General features: G+C 52.4%; 15 protein-coding genes and 1 pseudogene. 2 read left to right on the plus strand and 14 right to left on the minus strand.

The window, feature by feature from the left end; all coding sequences use genetic code 11:
* Positions 1–97: 97 nt before the first annotated feature.
* Entirely contained in the window at positions 98–283 is a 186-nt protein-coding gene (gene ccoS / locus ABD892_RS07935; protein WP_345194936.1) for a cbb3-type cytochrome oxidase assembly protein CcoS, read from the plus strand.
* 76 nt (positions 284–359) lie between these two features.
* Positions 360–1,115: a sulfite exporter TauE/SafE family protein gene (locus ABD892_RS07940; RefSeq protein WP_345194937.1), complete on the plus strand. Its 756-nt coding sequence runs from the start codon at positions 360–362 to the stop codon at positions 1,113–1,115.
* A gap of 97 nt (positions 1,116–1,212) precedes the next feature.
* Here ABD892_RS07940 and ABD892_RS07945 read toward each other — a convergent pair.
* The 14 genes and pseudogenes from ABD892_RS07945 to ABD892_RS08010 form a co-directional block, all read right to left on the minus strand.
* Positions 1,213–1,830, minus strand: a pseudogene (locus ABD892_RS07945) (protein kinase domain-containing protein); the annotation flags it as partial.
* Positions 1,827–5,282, minus strand: coding sequence for a type VI secretion system membrane subunit TssM (gene tssM / locus ABD892_RS07950; protein WP_345194938.1), 3,456 nt, complete (start codon positions 5,280–5,282; stop codon positions 1,827–1,829). The gene tssM and the pseudogene ABD892_RS07945, both read right to left, overlap by 4 nt.
* Entirely contained in the window at positions 5,279–6,454 is a 1,176-nt protein-coding gene (gene icmH / locus ABD892_RS07955) for a type IVB secretion system protein IcmH/DotU (protein ID WP_345194939.1), read from the minus strand. Before icmH ends, tssM begins: the two co-directional genes overlap by 4 nt.
* 43 nt (positions 6,455–6,497) lie before the next feature.
* On the minus strand, positions 6,498–7,820 hold the full coding sequence (gene tssK / locus ABD892_RS07960) for a type VI secretion system baseplate subunit TssK (RefSeq protein WP_345194940.1): 1,323 nt from the start codon (positions 7,818–7,820) through the stop codon (positions 6,498–6,500).
* A gap of 54 nt (positions 7,821–7,874) precedes the next feature.
* Complete coding sequence (gene tssJ / locus ABD892_RS07965) at positions 7,875–8,357, minus strand: type VI secretion system lipoprotein TssJ (protein WP_345194941.1); 483 nt, start codon at positions 8,355–8,357, stop codon at positions 7,875–7,877.
* Entirely contained in the window at positions 8,357–9,400 is a 1,044-nt protein-coding gene (locus ABD892_RS07970; RefSeq protein ID WP_345194942.1) for a type VI secretion system-associated FHA domain protein, read from the minus strand. The genes tssJ and ABD892_RS07970 overlap by 1 nt, the downstream gene beginning before the upstream one ends.
* Positions 9,401–9,539: 139 nt before the next feature.
* Positions 9,540–10,499 (minus strand): type VI secretion system baseplate subunit TssG, encoded by a 960-nt coding sequence (locus ABD892_RS07975; protein WP_345194943.1) that lies wholly within the window; start codon positions 10,497–10,499, stop codon positions 9,540–9,542.
* Positions 10,481–12,295 carry a type VI secretion system baseplate subunit TssF gene (gene tssF, locus ABD892_RS07980; protein WP_345194944.1) on the minus strand — a complete coding sequence of 605 codons (1,815 nt, stop codon included), beginning with the start codon at positions 12,293–12,295 and terminating at the stop codon, positions 10,481–10,483. The genes ABD892_RS07975 and tssF overlap by 19 nt, the downstream gene beginning before the upstream one ends.
* A gap of 31 nt (positions 12,296–12,326) precedes the next feature.
* Entirely contained in the window at positions 12,327–12,734 is a 408-nt protein-coding gene (locus tag ABD892_RS07985) for a hypothetical protein (RefSeq protein ID WP_345194945.1), read from the minus strand.
* 43 nt (positions 12,735–12,777) lie between these two features.
* Entirely contained in the window at positions 12,778–14,154 is a 1,377-nt protein-coding gene (locus ABD892_RS07990; RefSeq protein ID WP_345194946.1) for a type VI secretion system contractile sheath domain-containing protein, read from the minus strand.
* A 25-nt stretch (positions 14,155–14,179) separates the two neighbouring features.
* The gene (gene tssC / locus ABD892_RS07995) at positions 14,180–15,661 is read right to left on the minus strand and encodes a type VI secretion system contractile sheath large subunit (RefSeq protein ID WP_345194947.1); all 1,482 of its coding nucleotides are present in this window, start codon (positions 15,659–15,661) and stop codon (positions 14,180–14,182) included.
* On the minus strand, positions 15,658–16,197 hold the full coding sequence (gene tssB / locus ABD892_RS08000; protein WP_345194948.1) for a type VI secretion system contractile sheath small subunit: 540 nt from the start codon (positions 16,195–16,197) through the stop codon (positions 15,658–15,660). Before tssB ends, tssC begins: the two co-directional genes overlap by 4 nt.
* Positions 16,198–16,272: 75 nt before the next feature.
* A complete protein-coding gene (locus ABD892_RS08005; RefSeq protein WP_345194949.1) occupies positions 16,273–16,797 on the minus strand; it encodes an Hcp family type VI secretion system effector in 525 nt (174 codons plus the stop codon).
* 44 nt (positions 16,798–16,841) lie between these two features.
* Positions 16,842–18,242 carry a type VI secretion system protein TssA gene (locus ABD892_RS08010; protein WP_345194950.1) on the minus strand — a complete coding sequence of 467 codons (1,401 nt, stop codon included), beginning with the start codon at positions 18,240–18,242 and terminating at the stop codon, positions 16,842–16,844.
* Positions 18,243–18,404 lie beyond the last annotated feature (162 nt).

Below are 18,404 nucleotides of genomic sequence, written 5' to 3' on the forward strand. Positions count from 1 at the left end.
TTTGCCTGAAGAGCACAGGGGACGCTCTCTTCATTCAATTTAGCCTTACTTCTTCAGATCGTTAAGCGGGAGTTAAGGTTCCAGGGAGCCTGATACCATGGCCAGTTTATATCTGCTGATTCCCCTGGCGGTGATCTTTGTGATCATTGCTGTCGCCCTGTTTTTCTGGGCCGTTGATAATGGCCAGTTTGATGACATGGAAGGACCTGCACACAGTATCCTGTTTGATGATACCCCCCGGAAAAAGCCAACGCACACTGACAAACAGGAAAAAAAGGAATAGATACTGACCTCTATCACAACAATCGTTGCAGTCTGGCGGTATACAGACTGCCAACCTTATTAGTTAACACCCTTTTATGCCTGAAACACTGCAGTATACGACCGCCATTATTCTTGGCCTGCTTGGCGGTGCACATTGTATTGGGATGTGCGGGGGAATCATGTCCGCCCTGACACTGTCGACGCCTGCAGGCAATACCCTGCCACGGCGTCTTTATTTACTGCTGGCTTATAATTCCGGCCGGATTATCAGTTATGCCATCGCAGGCTTCCTGATGGGAACATTAGGCTGGTTTCTGGGCGGGTTCAGTCGTGAAACCAGTCTGGCTATTCGCTGGTTGGCGGGATTGATGTTGATTGCCATGGGTCTGTACCTTTCCGGGTGGTGGTTTGGCCTCACCAAACTCGAACAGGCCGGTCATCGACTCTGGCGACATATACAGCCACGAGCTGCAGCGTTGCTGCCGATCACCACCCCATCTCGCGCTTTTGGTGTTGGCATGCTCTGGGGCTGGTTACCCTGCGGCCTTGTTTACAGTACGCTGATCTGGGCAGCGTCCAGCGCCAGCAGCTGGAACGCAGCGATACTGATGCTTTGCTTTGGCATTGGCACTATCCCGGTTTTGCTGGCGACCGGTCTACTGGCAGACCAGATAAAAGGGGTTCTGCAACATAGGGGGGTCAGAGCCAGTGCCGGCATACTGGTTATGCTGTTCGGGCTCTGGACCATTCCCGGCCCACATCAGCACTGGGTAATGACCCATCTTCAGTTGGGTGGATCTCAGCATAGCGCTGCTCAGCCGCATGGTAACAGTAATCCAGTACACCCATGAATTCCGCCTGTGTGATCTCATGTCCTTTGCAGCAGGCTTGCCAGTCAAAACAATGATCCCCTGACCTCCCGGCATGTTCAGACATGTCGATGATGCTTTTACCTGCAAATGGGTGCTGCCGGCATATCAGCAATTCCAGAGCTACAGCCAGTGAAAACCAGTCGAAGGACTCACGCATCACCCCCTGGTTTCGTAATATCCCTGGTGCCGCAAAGGTGGGCGACAGGTAACACGGGATAACCTGGGAAACCGGCATACCAATATCAGAGGCCCCCGTAAAATCAATGAGCACACCGCCTAATAACGGCATGATGTTAGCCGGCTTTATATCACCATGAATAAACCCTTGTCGGTGACAATGACACACGGCTTGCCCGACTTGCCTTAAAAGGGCTAATCCTTCTAGTAATGAAATATCATCGGCCCGCAACCTTAGGGCAAAATTATCTGATTTCAGCCAGGGAAACACCATCAATCCCATGGCAGGAAGCAACAACGTCGGCTGTAAAATCCCCCTTACAGAAAGAGTACTTAACCTTGTCCACTCCCTTCCCAGTTGTTCCGGCGATCCCTGCTTGAGTGCAACCTGCGACCCTCTCTCATGATCATAGGCCTGTACGACACGTCGCCTATCACTAAACGGGCTGGCGAGTGTGAAGCGTCCTGCCAGCCGATGTTTCGCCTGCCGAGACAGGAATGCATCACTGACTTTCATAGCAACGTTTCCGGCAGATTGAAATTCAGAAACAGCTCCTGGGCCCGAGGCCCCGGGTACTCATCAATCGCCGCCCCATGTAATTTGATGGATCGGTCACCCAGTGGGTATTCGAAGATGACACCCATGGTGTCGGTTTTCATCCGCGCATCCCAGAAAAAACGCAGCAGCGCCCAGGGACCGTTATATTGCTTTTCTGCCAGTAAGACGCCACTGCGGTAGAACTGCGCTGTTACACCGGTATCCGGCGTATCATCCGTTGGCCAGTGCAATGAGCCCCAGACCCTGGGACCATGCTGGTACTTGAATATCGGCCGCGCGGCTGACAGGACGAAATCCGTCACATCAGGACTCATACCCAGTGCCCGGACGGTCAAATCCAGGGACAACTGCTGGCCATTGGCATCCAGGTAAACATAACGAATGCGTTTTGCCTTGATCATCAAATCCAACACCTGGGGTTTCAGCGGTAGCCGGAAACCATCAATCGATTTCAGCACCGGTTTCGCCCCCTGCCAATCGACGAAAGGGGCCAGATAGGTTGTCACGAACCCGTCCCACACACCTTCCGGACGGAAAAACGTGACAAATGCCGCCAGGGAAGATTCCCACCCTTCACTGGCTGCAAACGGAAAACGTCCCGCTAATGTCGCTTTGTAGACCGGCAGTACATTCTGACGCCATTGCTTGTCGATATGGCGATACGCCTCCATGAGAACCAGTTTCCAGATCTGCTGAGACAGCGCCTGACCGATACCGGCCACAGCCGGCGGCGCCAGTGTCGACACCGTATCAATGCAGCGGATAGGATCATTGTTCCCGGCGGCATGGGCCAGCGCATACGTAAAAAATACCTCGCCCTGATCAGGTGCCGTCAGCGCATCCTGCAGGTAGACATCCAGATTCGACACACACTGTTCCAGCCGCTCAAAGGCTGAACCCTGCTCGTGACGGGTTTCGACAAAGTCGGCATACTGCTGAAACTGTTCATCAACCACATAGGCAGGGTTCAGACGATACTGTTCCGATGCCAGCCACTTCGCCCCTTGCCCCGCCGCCTTGCCTGCTGCTTTTTCGACGACTGATGTCTCTGACGGTTCTCTGGTTTGTACCAGCTGGGTATTCGCGACAAGAAAATTCAACGCATCCAAGAGAGGGCTGATGGACGGTGCCCGCAAGACTTCCAGTGAGGCGCCCAGCTCGATCAGCGTACCGAAGTGGGCAACCTCAATATTGTCATACAGGTTTTTCCAGCGATAAATGTAATCTGAAAAATACAGGTTCTGGATATTGGTACTGAGCGCCAACAGGTCAATGTTAAAGGGTCCCTGTAAGTCGCCCATGATCAAGCGGTATTCCGTCAAAAGCTGTCGCAGAAGCGGTGACTTCACGGAGAGATCCAGATTGGCGTAGCCCATGGCCGTATACATCACAGGCATGGTGAACGCCTTAAATCCGGGCCGGAAACGGGCCATCAATGGAAAATATTTGCCCATGAAGTGACGGACATCCAGTGTTTCACGGTTATCCGGCAGCGCCTTGAGCCGCCCATAAATGAGCTGATCAACAGGCACCCCGGCGAGACTCTGACGTGCCATTTCAACCAGTTGTTCTCGGGGTCTGTAGACGGTGGCATACTCGGAATCCAGCAGGTCGCTGACCAATTGCTCTGCCTGATGCCCATTCAGTTGCGGGACAACAACAGCCATGCGTCCAAGCAGAAAACGCTCCAGGCCACTGGTATTCAAAAGGCGTTTGTTAAACAGCATCAAGTAAAAACGAAGATGTTCGAAAACCTGTCCGGTATCATCGTCATCAAGGCTTTGCTGTAAGGCCGTCGCCGTCAGGTCTATCAGCCGGGGTAACAGTAATTGCTGGAGATGATTGTGGTATGCCTGGGTTACGGCCTTCGACAGGTTTCCCTCAAACAGGCTACTGCGCAGATACCAAGGTTTCTTACGGTTCCCCTCCTGATAGAGCTGCCTCAGATCAGTCAAAACAGGGAGCACATAAGCAAGGTCTGTGGTTCTCTCCTGTCGCTCAAGGCGAAATATTTCTGAGTGATAAAGCGCCAGGCGCGATTGCATACTGTGAAAGTAGGATTCATCCCTGATCCAATTCGCACGCATCTGGTAAATAAACACTCCCAGCGACAACACCAGTACCAGTATCACTAGCAGATGGGCAAACAGGTCGCGACTCTCCTGTTGCCGGTTCCGCCCGGCAATCCCTGATTCCGGTAATATGACCTGTTGCAGCAATCGGCTGGCAAACAGCGTCATCCGCCCGGGCACCTGATCGTAAACTGTCGTGCTGGCACAGCCACCAAAATTGGAGACCGCCTGTGTTAATAAATCATACTGGGCTCCCTGCTGTTCGGAGGTAAACAGAAAATAACCCCGCAGCCAGACATACTCCCGCAGCAGGGATTCTGTACATAGATCCTTGCAGAAGTTTTCCATGACCCGTCCGAATAGTTGCAACTGGAACGGCAAGGCAATCAGTGATTGCCAGCTTTCCGGACGACGTCCCTGCTGCATGGATCTTAACTGCTTGTCGACCAGCCCCAACAATAAGGTCTGCAGTGAATGCCGGAACCATTCCACATCGAAGTGTCGGTTGTCATACCCCTCAACCAGATCGCCAAACGGTGCATCGGCTCCGCCCTCACGCCGACTGCTGAACGCCGGTAAAAAATCACAGATAGCATCCACACAGCTGAATGCCGCATAAACCGGCAGCTGAATACCGATACGATTATTCAGCGTTAAAATGGCCTCACGGATACGACTGCCAAGATTACGGCGGGCATCGCGACTGCCATGCAGCAGATCAGCACAACTGACCACCATGATCAGGCCATTCAATGCCTGCCTTGGCCGATATTTCATTAACAAATCAGAAAAATAGTGCCACAGCGCCTCATTGACACTGGCCCCCACCAGTCCTGGCCCGGTCTCAATCACCACGACGCGCTTCCCTACCCAGAACCGACACAACCAGTTGGCAGACGTTTCTTCATCCTCTGAATACAGAAACAATGGCTCAAGATTATTGCAGAACAACAGTGTGCTTTTACCGCTACGGCCGTCACCCAGTGCCACATACCACGCCTGCTCATAGAGGCTTCGTGTCGCAAGACGCTGACGGTTTTTTAACTGTTTGATGGCATCCCCAAACAGGCTGGCCAAGGCTGTTTTATCGCGTTCCAGATCGGTGAATGCTGTCTTTTTTTCCTGAACTGTACGCCGGCTGGTCTTTCGTCGGTGATACCACCAGGCAATGCCGGCGATACCGGTCAGCAGCAATGGAATCAGCAGCAAACGCAACAACATGCCCGATCCTGGCGCCACAAAACTGCTCAGGAGCCAGACAACACTGACAACCGACAACATGCTGATCCCGGTGATCAGCAACAACGGCCGCAATGCCACCAGCAGTACGCGTTTCATTCGCCCGGTACCCATTCAGTGCCGGATTCCGGTAACAGATCCAGCTCTACCGCTCCCGTCAGGTTATAGCGTATGCCCAGCTCATTTTTGAGTAACTCCGCTTTCTGGCGGCTTGTTGCTGGAATTTTAACCACCCATTTATCCCGAACCTGTGTGACTGTTGCCAGGTAGCCAGCATGGGTCAGTTCATTACTGATCGCGCGGGCACGACTCTCACGTTCGAATGGCGTCAGTGTGACTGACCAGACACGTTCAAACAGCTGGCCAGTCAAGACACCGGCAGAGCGCAGCAAACGTGACGTTTCATCATCCTGAACGGAACTGGCCGCCTCATCCTGACCGGTATCGGTATAGAAGACTTCCATGGCCAGTCGTTCATACTGGGACAATAGAACAGCCGACTGACTGCCATACCAGAGTTCGGAAATCATTACCGTAATCGCCATCAGAGTTGCTGCGCCCAGCAATAGCCACGAGAATGGGATAAAACGGAATGGCCTGCCGTGACTGACGGGTTTCTCGCGCGACTTTTCAGGTAGCATTGTGTCCTTATGGTGACGGAACAGCAGCTTCAGAATACTGGCGCTGAATTCACTGACCGGGCTATTAGCCATATCCCGATACCGTCCCCTGAACCCCAGCTGTAACAGGCAGTACTGAACTTCCAGAAAATCCACCAGACGCATTTGCTGCCGTAAAGCCTGGTCAAGCAGATCAAAAAACACTTCTCCACCGTTACGCTGGTTAAAAACACTACTGACCAACGTATTACTTCCCCAGTTCGCAGCCTCACCCCAGTCTGTATTCATGATCGTTTCATCCAGAGCCGCACAGAGGACAAAACAGGTTTTGTCGATAACGCTGGCATGGTAATCCAGGAACAGGCCTCGATTGCGCACTTCAGCAACCAGGTCGAGTAATAACAGGCGAAACTGTCGGATATCCTGCGGGTAACCGAGGCGCGGCAATGCAGCAAGCACCGCAATCACCTCATGGGAAATATTGATCAGGGGGTTGGGGTGAAGATCAAAACGTTCAGGCAGGCTCGACAACTCCCAGAGATCGGCTCCGTCAGACGCGCCCGGGGAAGGCTCCTGATCAGGAGCCGATGATGGCTCTTTGTCCACGGCCCGGATGTCTATAGTCTCTTCATCAACAAACAGCGAAGTCACTCATCGTCTCCGAAACGCCCCCTGATGGCACTGCACTCGCCCATCAGCGAATAGCGAACAGCTCAACCGTCACATCGCCCAATTGCTCATCCATATGCAAGGCAAGCGACTCTTCCTTCTGCAACATTTCCAGCCAAAGGGGAGAACAGGTATCAAGTTCAAAATAGGCGGCATCCGTCTTGACCTTCAGCTCAACCGGCGGTACTGGCAATACCTGAAGAGGAATACCTGACAAAGCATGACGAACCAGCTCTGCAATACGGCTGTTGCCTCCGAGTTTACACAGCAGTGGAAACTGACGGCTGAGTTCCTGGGTTCCCATAGATGCTGTCACCGACAGAATGAATCGGCTCGCAGAGTACAGGGAACGATCCTGAATACTGGTACGCAATAACCGCCGTCGGGCCAACAGAGAATCATCCCAAGGCAATTGCACAACAGCATCAACACGCACCTGTTGTAACTGGGTGCGTAACGTAGCGAACAGGGTAGAAAACAAGACGTACAACCTGTTCACCTGGAAAGTGTCCGGTTCATCCTGCAACCTGCCCTCAAGCGCACAAAAATCCCCCTGAATCACTAACAACCAACGATAGATTTCTTCGGGATGCACCCGTCGATCATTCAGCCATGACTGGAGTAACGGTAACCACCGACCCAGCGTTTGCAGCCATAAATGATCTTCCATTAACGCCTGCGGGCTCTTGTTACTTTTGTCTGCACGGATGCGGTGTGCGATATCCCTTGCACGGGACAACATCTGGGTGTAAAGGTCACTGACATGATCCACCAGGTAATCCGAAACACCAAAGTGCAGGCACACGGGTATGACTGCCTTGTTTAATTCAACCACCCCATCCGGTTTACGCTCATGGACGCGCGCGACCGGAATCACGGTCAGATCCTGGATATCCTCGCCTTCCAGCTTGAGCCGAATATTCAGTTCCGCCACATCAAGCTGAATGCTGTCACTGTCTTCACGACAGGCATCAAAGGCCTGATAGCTGATCAGATGGTAACGTCGGTTGTCAGACGTGTGATCCCCAACTTCGACACTGCCCGTCTTATAGACGGGCAGTGCCAGATAGACCATTTTGTCGCGGGTATCCTCGGGCACTTCGGTCGCCACGGCGGTTCTCAGGTTAAACGGTGTTCCATCCGGAAACAGGCCACTGGCTTGCCTGACCCCCACTTTACCTATCGCCAGCAAATGTTCATCCAGTGCAAGATCCGTCAAACCATAACGCCCTGGCTGTAACTGTTCGAGATAGCGGCGGGCATAGTCTTCAAGATACCGTTCCTGCTGCTGGAAATGTTGCGGGCAGAGAAACATTCCTTCACTCCAGACCACTTTTTTCCTGTCCATATCCTATGCCCTATACCCTGTCCAACCCATGTACAGAACCCTGCCCTGAGGCGTTTATTTCACTGTCGTGAGTCTGGCCGAGATATTCTCAATATCAAGGCGAACCCGGTTATCATGATCAGGCCGGAGAACAACAACGCCTTTATTCGTCGCATCCGGGTAGTTGGCAAAGGCCACCATCACTGCCAGATACTGCGCCCCCTGTGCCAGGGGCAGCGTGACGGTCTCCTGGCTACCTGGCAGAACACTACCCGGTAACCGACGGTTAAGCAGGCTACCTTTCAAAACGGAGAGGTCATCATCAAACAACAGCAGAAAGTCAGCTTGATCAAAAAAATCCCGACGCGATAATTGATAAATACGCCATTCAACCGGTGTCGCTTGTTCCTGTGCGTTTGGGTTGATCTGTGGTGAGACATACACGTCAATGGTTACTGTCGGTTGGTGCTGCCCAAACCAGCCACTGAAAAAGCTGCAACCGTCTAACAAGAGCAACAGCCCCAGTACCATCCTTACTGCAACGGGGTGACGATGCATCACCCTTTACCCTGCCAGTTCTTACGCTGATACAGCTCATCAAAACAGCCTCGGAATTTCAGCAAGAGGTCCCGGCTGCTGACTGACTTCTGAAAATACCGACAATACATCCGCCAATAAAATGCCTTTCTTCCAGGCCACCACCGGGCATGTGGTGCATACTCATCAAATGTTGCCGCCAGCTGGACAGGGTCAAGCTCTTCAATCACCTGGCTAAAGGCCGTTTCCAGACAATCATAAAAATCCATTTCCCTCACCCGGTTTCGTTGTTCAAACCATTGCATCTGGCCAAGAACAAAGGCCAACTCCTGTTGCTCTGCACCTCTATGGGAAGTTGAATCTGCTTGCCCGCCGGCAAACAACAACGGGGCAGGCTCACTGAAATCTGTCAGCAATCGCTTGTTGTCTTCCTGACAAAACGACACGTCAGGATCAGCAATAGCGTCGACTTGCTCGTTCAGGTTTATTCCTGTTGACGGCGGCTGATGAGTATCAAATTCGATAAAAGGGTCAGGTTCCAGCGAAGAACCAGGATCATTGTTATGAGTAGTCGTATATCTGTCTGCCTGCCTATCAATCCTTTCAGGCACATCTGTAGCACAAGTCTCTGGCGTTAATACCTGCTGACTATCCGTCGTCTTGCCCAGGAGAGGGTCATCTACGACATCGTAAGCCGCTATTGCCCCACTGTGTTGAGGGTCCTGAAGCGTCGATTGCCCGGGACGGAAACAACTTACCTGGAGACGGTATTCCCCCACATCAAGAATGTCACCATCGTTCAAGGGCTGGTGACAGTCACGCCCCAAGGGTCGTGTACTGCCATTGATATAAAGACCATTCGTACTCACATCGGTAATGCGATAACCCTGCTGATACCTGCTGATAATCGCATGGGTACCCGAAACAATACGTCGATTGTCCGATAGCTGAAGGGTAACACCGGGCACTCTCCCGATACTGCCTCCACCTTCGGGAAACGTCACACTCCAGTCAGTGACGGATTCACCTTCCGGTGATGCGATAATTCTGATAACCAATCCCATACATCACGCCAATACCGGATGTTCAGAGAAGCGCTGATGCGCTCATGAAGCAAGCCGTTCAGGGTAGCTGCAGTCTCTGCATTCAAGTTCAGAGAGAATAGTTGACCCGGGAAAGGTTGCTTTAGATTTCTCGCTTCATCTACCGCTTCAATGGCAGGATCACCTTTCTATCGCCCTCTTCCTGCACAGGCATATAGGTATTGAGCCCGAGCTGAAAGCCTTCTGTCAGCTGTAACGGCGGCAGGTAATCGTTATCAATTTCGAGTTGCAGATGAACCTTCACCTGGTGGCCGACAAATCGCTTGGCCAGCTCCATAACGGCATCAAACAAACCCTGATCCTGTATATGACGCAACGCACAGGGTTTATCCGCCAACATCCTGATATCCAGGTGAGCAAACGGGATCGTGGCACTGCGACCGATCAGGACATCCCTGCCCAATTGTTGATTCATCCCGCCCCTGCCCAGCGATGTCAGGCTATGGCGTGAGAGGGGCTCATAGCCCTGATCCGATGGAATGACACGAAATTGCCAACCAAAATAATCTTCCAGAATGCCCGATAAGGCATCTGGATTGGTCATATGCATTCCCAGCAGTGCACCATACTGAAACAGGTGTGTAGACTTCAGGCACCGTATGCCTGTCGTTCCGGCCATGGCGGAAAGATAATGATATAGAGAACCAAGAGACGGTTGGTATTGACATTCAGCGTTCTCAGCCTGCTGCGCAAAATCATACTTGTACCCCACCCGGTAGCTCAGCTGGTGACTGCGTTGATTGAATATGTCGAGAAACGCAATCCCCGCGCCCTGCCCCTGCTCCAGCCAGAGACGCAACACATCATCCCAGAGATAGCGGGGCATCACCCCCAGTGCCCCCCCCAGCGCGTCCTGATGCAGTGTCATCTGCCAGTGGGTCTGATTGATCCGTTGCAGGTTGACAACCGCCATCGGTTTATAGCCCGCCAAGAGGTCGGTTTTGTAGTGTATGTCCGATTCAGCTGCCAGATGGTTCTTCAACAGCAACCTGACAACCTGACACGGAGAAAAGCTGACAGGCGTATCGACCAGTGAATGCATCAGATCATGACCTTGCATCCAGCCCTCTTCGGAAACACCTGGTAATGCTCTTCCATCCCTTCCAGTTGAATCACCACCTGGGTAAAGCTGTTAAATCCGGCAAAACCCGCAAAAAAGCGATCCAGGAAGCCCGTCAGCAGACAGATCCCACCATCGATGGGACGGATGTTCAGCGTGACCTGGATGCGCGTCCCCGTCACCAGGCAACTTCGTCGATTGAGACGAAAGGGTTCCACCACCTGTCGGGCGTCCAGCCCGATGATCGCATCAATATAAAACTGGTTTTTTCGGCTGGCGCCAAAATTGTACAGCGACAGCAATGAACGTAACGCAGCAGCCGGATTCTCTGCTTCAAACAGCGCGTTGAAGTTAAAGTGCAGATGCGCCAGTAACTGCCAGGGCGCTTCTTTTCGATCAAAGTTTCTTACGGGGACATGCGGCCGCTGTAACAGTCGGACGGTACCGGACAGGGACAAGGTATCAAGACTGGTCATAGAAACGGCGGGGGGAAGTTGATTCACCCGTCGGCCATTACTGCACAACGTCTCAGCCATCCAGACCGATTCCTGCCGAATGGGTTCACTCCCCATATCCGCAACAGACACGGTAGTGAGCAAGGTGCCGTCATCCTGTTGCGTTTGGTGGAGGCACCAGCGCATGGAAGACTGTGTTGGGCGGTAATTTTCTCCGAACAATGGTGGAACATAACGGCTCTCGCCACCGGTAACATCCAGCATTCGCTCGATCGAAAACACTTCCAATCCCTCTTTGCCGACGAGATTCCCATCGTACGTTCCAGGCTCCCTGTCAGCAGAGGCACTGGTCATGATCACTGGATAGTGACGGCGCTTATGGTCAATGTTTATCGGTTCGGACATCACCGGAAACAGGTTAACGGCAGGGATACAAAACAACCTGAAATTATCCCCTGACAAAAGGCGAACAATATTGGCCGGCAAATCATCCAGAAACAGTACAATCTCCATCACCGACCCGGTACCAGTGATACTCGAACAATCCAGCGTGAGCGTATTGAACTTTTCCTGATAAAGGAATAGTTCACTCAAAAGACGAAAGCCGACAAAGGTTTTGGCATTGTAGGGCAACAGATTGCACTCATCCTCAAAGCCTGCGCCGTAAAGACTGGATGGCGGCAAACGATTGACGACACCGCCCAGAGTTATCGTAATTTGTTTCAGATCGTGAATCAGCGCATCATACAGCTGCAAAACAAACTTACCCTCACCGCACAGGTGCACATTCAGACAATCGAGCCCCAGCTCATTAAGGTTAATATCCGGGTCGTTGGCCTCAATACGAAGGGTAATAGCTGCACGTGCCTCTTCCGCACCAACGGGACGCTCGCAATCAAAAGGCGCCAGCTGCGCTTCAGCATGCCTTATTCGAAAAGGATAAACCGTCTGATCACGGCAGGTTCGAAAGAGACAGCGTTCATTATTTCGGGTTAACGCTTCAAACGTGGAATGACGGGGAATTTTCTGCGGTGCGCCAAGATCCTCATCCGGTTCGCAGACCATCATAATCCACGCAGGAACCGGTCGGAGAAAATGCGGAAACAGCAGTTGCAGTAATTGATGAACCAGTTCAGGATAACGGTCATCCAGGCGCTGCTGTAACCTGGCATTCAATAACGCCACACTTTCGGTCAGACGAATAAGGTCAGGATCCTCAATACTCTCAACGCTGATGTCCAGATTCCGTGCAGCCTTAGGGTGTAACCGGGCAAAATCAGACGCCGTATGCCGCAGGAACACCAGCTCACGTTCAAAATAGCTTAACAGTGACTCAGGCACCTTAGCGGCCTCCCGTGGTCCATCCTGATGATCAAAACCCTTTCACTTCAAGACGGGTATCAAATACGTCACCATCATGCCCCACCTTATGTTTCATGGACGACGCACCAAGGCTGGCTTCAATGTGGAGTTGAACCCTATTACTGGTTCGGTTTGCCTCAATGACCCCGACACGGATATGACGCAGACGATGTTCAAAGCGCTGGAGAAGGTCACTGGCATCCTCGGCCAGTTGACGCCCCTGCCAATCCGAGACACGGCGCGGAGGATCCAGCATGCCTAAACCGGCAATGGACGTCATGAGAATCTCGTTGTCCAACACGCGCCCCCAGACAGGGCGCCGGCTCGATAACAGTGTTATGATGTGGTGAATAATGTCAGCACGAAGTGCCTCATCACTCGCTTGCCGCTCCTGCTCAAAGCGCGCTGCCAACCCCATATCACGCTCCTGGCTGACGCCGTCAATCTACATCGTATTTCCATCACGGTGACTTGCCCGACACCACATCGGTAGCGAGCTGGATATAGCTGTCAAGGTAATCATATTGATACTGTGGTAGCAGGCTGATTTCACAGCGATAACGGGTCTGATCCTCCGGATCCGTCGTCAGGACCACTTTGGCCGCTCTCAGCGGATAGCGAGCCATAACAACATCCTCACCATAATCAACCTCGCTGACATAATCCTGTATCCAGTTCTGCAGCAACTGGCGGCATTCATCGGCACTGTCCCAGCTACCCACAAGGTCACGGGCCAGAACCTTGACGTAATGCGCAAACCTGCAGGCCATCAGTGTCGTCTGAATCATGGTCTTGACCTGTTCATTGTGATGACTGTCTGCCCGGTAAACAGATTGATTACTGAAAAAGCCAAGCTGGCCGCTCAGATAAATACTGCACAGAGGAATAAAACCCAGCTCAGCCCAAAACGCATCCTGCTCGGCAGGCACGTCTATGTCGGCAACCGGCGAACAGAGGTGGTTTTGGACCCCTTGCCCACTGCGCCCGGCTGCGAAAGGATGGTTGACAATCGCCCCTGATGTACCGCTTTCATCACAGCTCCGGAGAAAACCAAACCAACTGATTCGGTTAAATTCCCCCATCACATTCGCAACAAAGGCCCAGGACGCGCTCCCCCACAACTCCCCGTCATTATCTGCCGGCTCACTGAACACAAAGCCGGGAAAACAGTCCTGCCAGCGAGTACGGAGTCGTATACCGGGCAACACCAGCCCCAGGAAGCGGGTCGACTCAATCGTGCGCAGTAATTGCCAGGATGCCATATCCTCACTGTCCAGGATTCTGCTCACCCGGGATCGATCGTGCAGTATGCGCAACGGATCATCCCCAAAGAAATACCGATCCACTCCACTGATGACAGGGCATAGCGCCCTTGCCCCGAGGTCAGCCAGCAGCTGCAGTGTATAAAGATCATCAAATCCTGTCGCCGAGGAAGCCCCTGCTGACACCCGGTGATCAACCAGTAGCAGCCCAAAGGGTTCTCCACCGGCTGTATCCAGTTCACGTGAATATACTTTTCGAAACAGTCCGCTGCGCCGTATGTCAGAGGCAAGATTGAGATCCGCAGATAATTCTGCCCAAGTGCAATCCAGTAGTTTCAGGCGCTGGCCACCTTTACTACCCTGGGCCAACACCGTACCTTCCAGGCTTCTCCAGGAGGCCTCCAGCGCCTGAAGTCGCTCATGACGGACAATCAGCGTTAACTGCTCGCTAAGCAGAGCATCCAGTTCAGCCATCAGGCAGGCAATGATAGCCCTTGCATGATCCTCGGTACCGAGATCACCTTGACAATCCTCACAGACAAACGCATTTCCCGTGACGGGGTCAGCTGACGACATGAAATGTGCGACAAATAGCTATGTATTATCCGGGAATCCGAGCCACCATGCGCAATGACGTTGTCAGCTCTTCCATCTGCAACCATGGGCGCATATAGGCGACTGCAGAATAACAACCTGGTCGACCTGTTTGCTCCTGCACCTTGATGGCTGCTTCGCGCAAGGGGTGTTTTGCCTTGGCCTCATTACCGATGGCATTGGGATTAACATACTGCCCAATCCATTCGTTCAACTGTTTCTCAACATCCTCTGGTTCCATATGGGAACCAATACGATCACGCCCGATCATTTTGAGATAGTGGGCAATGCGACTGCTGGCCATGATATAGGGTAAACGTGCTGAGATAGCAGCGTTGGATGTTGCGTCAGGATCGGTGTAGGTTTTCGGTCGTTGCGCTGTTTGCCCCCCCATGAAAACGGCAAAGTTCGTATTCTTGTAATGCACCAGCGGTAAAAAGCCAAGATCACTCAACTCTTTCTCCCGCTCATCGGTAAAATTGATTTCAGTCGGACTCCAGACCACCCGTTCCCCGGCAGGCGTCGTATAGCTGTACAGGGGCAGGTTCTCCACCTTGCCACCGTTCTCCATCCCGCGAACAGCCGTACACCAGCCAAACCGGGTAAATGCCTGGGTCAATAGAAGGCCGTATTCATAGCAGGCATTACTCCATACAAAGCTTTTACCACCGTCCGGATGGCGATGCCCTTCAGCATCAGAAGCAAACTCCTCAAACGCAAACGCCTTCACCGGCATCGTCTCAGCACCGTAGGGCAACCGAGCCATGGTTCTCGGTAGGGTCAAGCCGACATAACGGGCATCGTCACTGTCACGAAAGGCATTCCAGGCACCATAGGCCGGCGCATCAAAGCCTGCTGCAACGGGTTTACCTTCGTAGAAGGTCTCAAACCCGGCAAAATCAAACATGGCAGGACTGGTAGCGGCAATAAATGGCGCATGGGCTGCAGCAGCAACCTCCCCCATATAGCGAAGCAGGGCAACATCTTCATCACCGTATGAAAAGGCGTAATCACCCAACAGGGCACCGAAAGGTTCCCCACCCGCCGTACCGAACTCTTCCTGATAGACCATGTTAAAAAAACGACTCCGGTCGATAGCAGGCGCATCCTCAAATTGTTCCAGCAGCTCATCCCGTGTGTAGTCACTGATCCGGATTTTCAGGTCTGGACCCAGCTCACTGTTCCTGACCAGTTTCTGCAACCCACGCCAGCTCCCTTCGAGCTTCTGGAAAGAGGCGTCATGCAATACCGCCGCCAGCTGTTCCGAAATTTTCGCATCTATGGCGGTAATGGCCTTTTCCATGGTGAGGGTCAGATTCTTATCCCACGTCACAGTGCCTTCCAGCGCCTGACGGGTCAGTTCTGCCATCAGTTCTTTGGTCGTATCGGGTGACGTCTGACTGGTCGCACCAATGGCACGATCCAGAATGCTAACGGATTCTGTCGTAGTTTCTGCGCCCTGTTCCTGTACGTCTGCTTCAGTACTCATGAGGTTTCATCTCCTCCGCTGCCAGCATCATCGCCTGAAACATTCACACCCAGCTCAGCGGCGAGAGACTGAATAGACTCAGTATTCTGCAACACCTCTTTCAGCAACCGTTCCAGATCTCGGGAACGATCAGCCTTACTCAGCAGCACTTTGAGCTGGTTACGCGCCTCAACCAGTTTCTTGAGGGGTTCAATCTGTTCGACAAGGCTTTCAGGATGAAAGTCTTTCATCGCATTAAAGCGAAGGTTTACCTCAAACTGGGAATCGTCATCAGGATTGAGGCGATTATCAACCTTGAAAGAGAGTCTCGGCCCAACCTGTTTCATGACTCCATCGAAATTATCCTTGTCAATCTGGATAAACTCCCTCTCTTCAAGATCCGTTTTTTCACTCTCCGGTTTGTGGCCGGAAAAATCACCGATCACCCCCACGACAAACGGCAATTCACGGGTTTCAACCGCACCGTTCGTCTCAACATCATAGGTAATACTGACGCGGTTTTTACGAACCCGCTTGTGCTGGGAGTGCAGTGCCATGACAACTCACCTCGCTTCGGCGCTCGCTCAGAGCGAACACGATTGACCAACCACCATCACTGATCACATATCCGCTTATTTCTTGCCGGAAATGACTTTACCGGTTGCAAGGTCATACGACACAAGACCACCAGCCTCCAGCTTACCACCCGCCGATTCATGCCAGTGTTTCTGGTGTAACGTAATATAGGAAAAGGCCAGGCTTTCGTAGGGCTCGCCACCATCTGTGCCACTGACGTTATAGGTCACCAGTCGCGCCTTATCCATTTTGATCTGGAAATAGACTTCCGCACCCTGACCAGACCGATGCGGTTTGGTAAACACCACTTCCACTACCTTGCCTTCATCACCGGGCATATACAGAAACGAGAGCAGTCCTTCAGAAGCGCCATCCACCTGTTTTGTTACATTGACCTCACTCATGGCCACCATTCCAGAATCTGCATTATTGGCATTACCAATATCCATGGTGACAGACCGGACGCCGCCCCAGTTAAATGACTTGATGGCAAACCACCCCTTCCCGAGGTTCTCAAGTCCTTCTATGGTGGCGACACCCTGTACATCCAGACCATCGACTCGCATATAAATACTGGCCATATCGAATACCTGTCAGAAACATCACGTTCACATCGGCCTTGGTGCTACCAAGACAGACCACTGCTGTCATCCGTTGGCTCTGCCGTATTTTCAGTATTCTTTTCGGGCGCCTGCTCAGACGACACATGACCGTTAACAACCCCCGGGGTTGTCACCGCCGCGTTTTCCTGTTTCACCGGGGACTCACTCATACCTGCCTCACCTTCCCTCCCCGTTTCCTCTACCGGGCTGGAAATGGGAGCGATCGTCTCAGGTTCAGGCAGCGGCGCAAGCGCATCCACATCCAGCCCTGTCTGGACAAAAATCTGCTGCTTCAGATTTTGATGTCCCAGCAGTAATTCATCCAATAACTCTGGCAAAGGGGTATAGCCCCAACGAATGGCTTTTTCCAGCAGGTAAGGCACAACACTGTGCGGTTCTGTACGACGAAAATAATCAGCCAATGCACGCAACTGCCGGAAGGCATGGTCGCGGGTGTAGGTTTCCGGGTCACCCAGGGACGTTTGTGTATTACCCGTTTTTTTGTCGGGTTTCATGATTTCCGGCTGCTGTCCCTGGTCGCACGATGATGTTGACGCCTGATCGGGTTTCTCAACCTGCTCTGCCACATCGACCGGGGCCGCAGGCAGGGTGATCCCCGTTATCACTGAAACAGCACGGGCATAACCTTCCAGTAAATCTGTCATGAAGCGAAACCCGGGAAACCGGATACCCAATGCATGCACCTGCGACATCAGTGCCTTATCCAGTGCAGTCAGCACATTGAGTGACGAACGAATATTCGTCAGCTTTAACCGGGCAATGCCACGTTCTACCTCCTGATAAGAAGAGACTTGCTGCTTCACTGCGGGTAATTTTCCGGTACGCTCATCACTCAGGTACCGTGCATAGGTGATATCGCCAATCAGTGGTGTCAAGCAGAGCGGCATATAGAGCAACCCGCTGCCTTCCGTTTCACCCAGCAGCGGAACCAGGGCATCCAGACGACAGCTGAGCTGTGCTTTCGAGGCTTCCTCTTCAGCCATCCCTGTCAGTTTTTCCTCAGGCAGTTGAGGAAAAAGCTGGTCACTGAACTGCTCAAACAAACCAGACAACAACGACAGCGCATTCGCCATACCTGACAGGGTGGGATCAAGCACCACCTGCGCAGCAACCAACCAGCCGGTCAGTTCAATATCCTTGGATTGCGTGCTGAGTGCTTGAATAATCTGTTCAGCCAACTGTCGCCAGTGCTGCAGGCATTCATCCTGTCGTTTTTCAATCTCAGCAGGATCCGGTTCCTGGCTCAACTGGCGCAGTGCCGTCTGTGCAAGATTGAAACTGTTTCTCAACGGACGAAATAGACGACGATCCGATTTCAGTGACGTACCACACGGTGCTGTATCACTGATCGCTTGCAATAACTGCCCAACCGAGATTTCATCAAGAACAGCTGTTTCAGACACAAAGGCTTCCGCCACCTGATTCAACGATCTATGAGTTATAGCTGTTTTACGATCAATCGACAGGTTGAATAGCAACTATCGCTTGCGAACTTCTGCCCCTTTTTAGCCCATGCTCTATAGTTGAGGCTTGATCATTGCGTCCATCGTACGTTTTGCCTGAGA

Origin of the sequence: Kistimonas scapharcae (genome assembly GCF_039540975.1) — a bacterium.
In the GTDB taxonomy this organism is placed as follows: Bacteria; Pseudomonadota; Gammaproteobacteria; order Pseudomonadales; family Endozoicomonadaceae; genus Kistimonas; species Kistimonas scapharcae.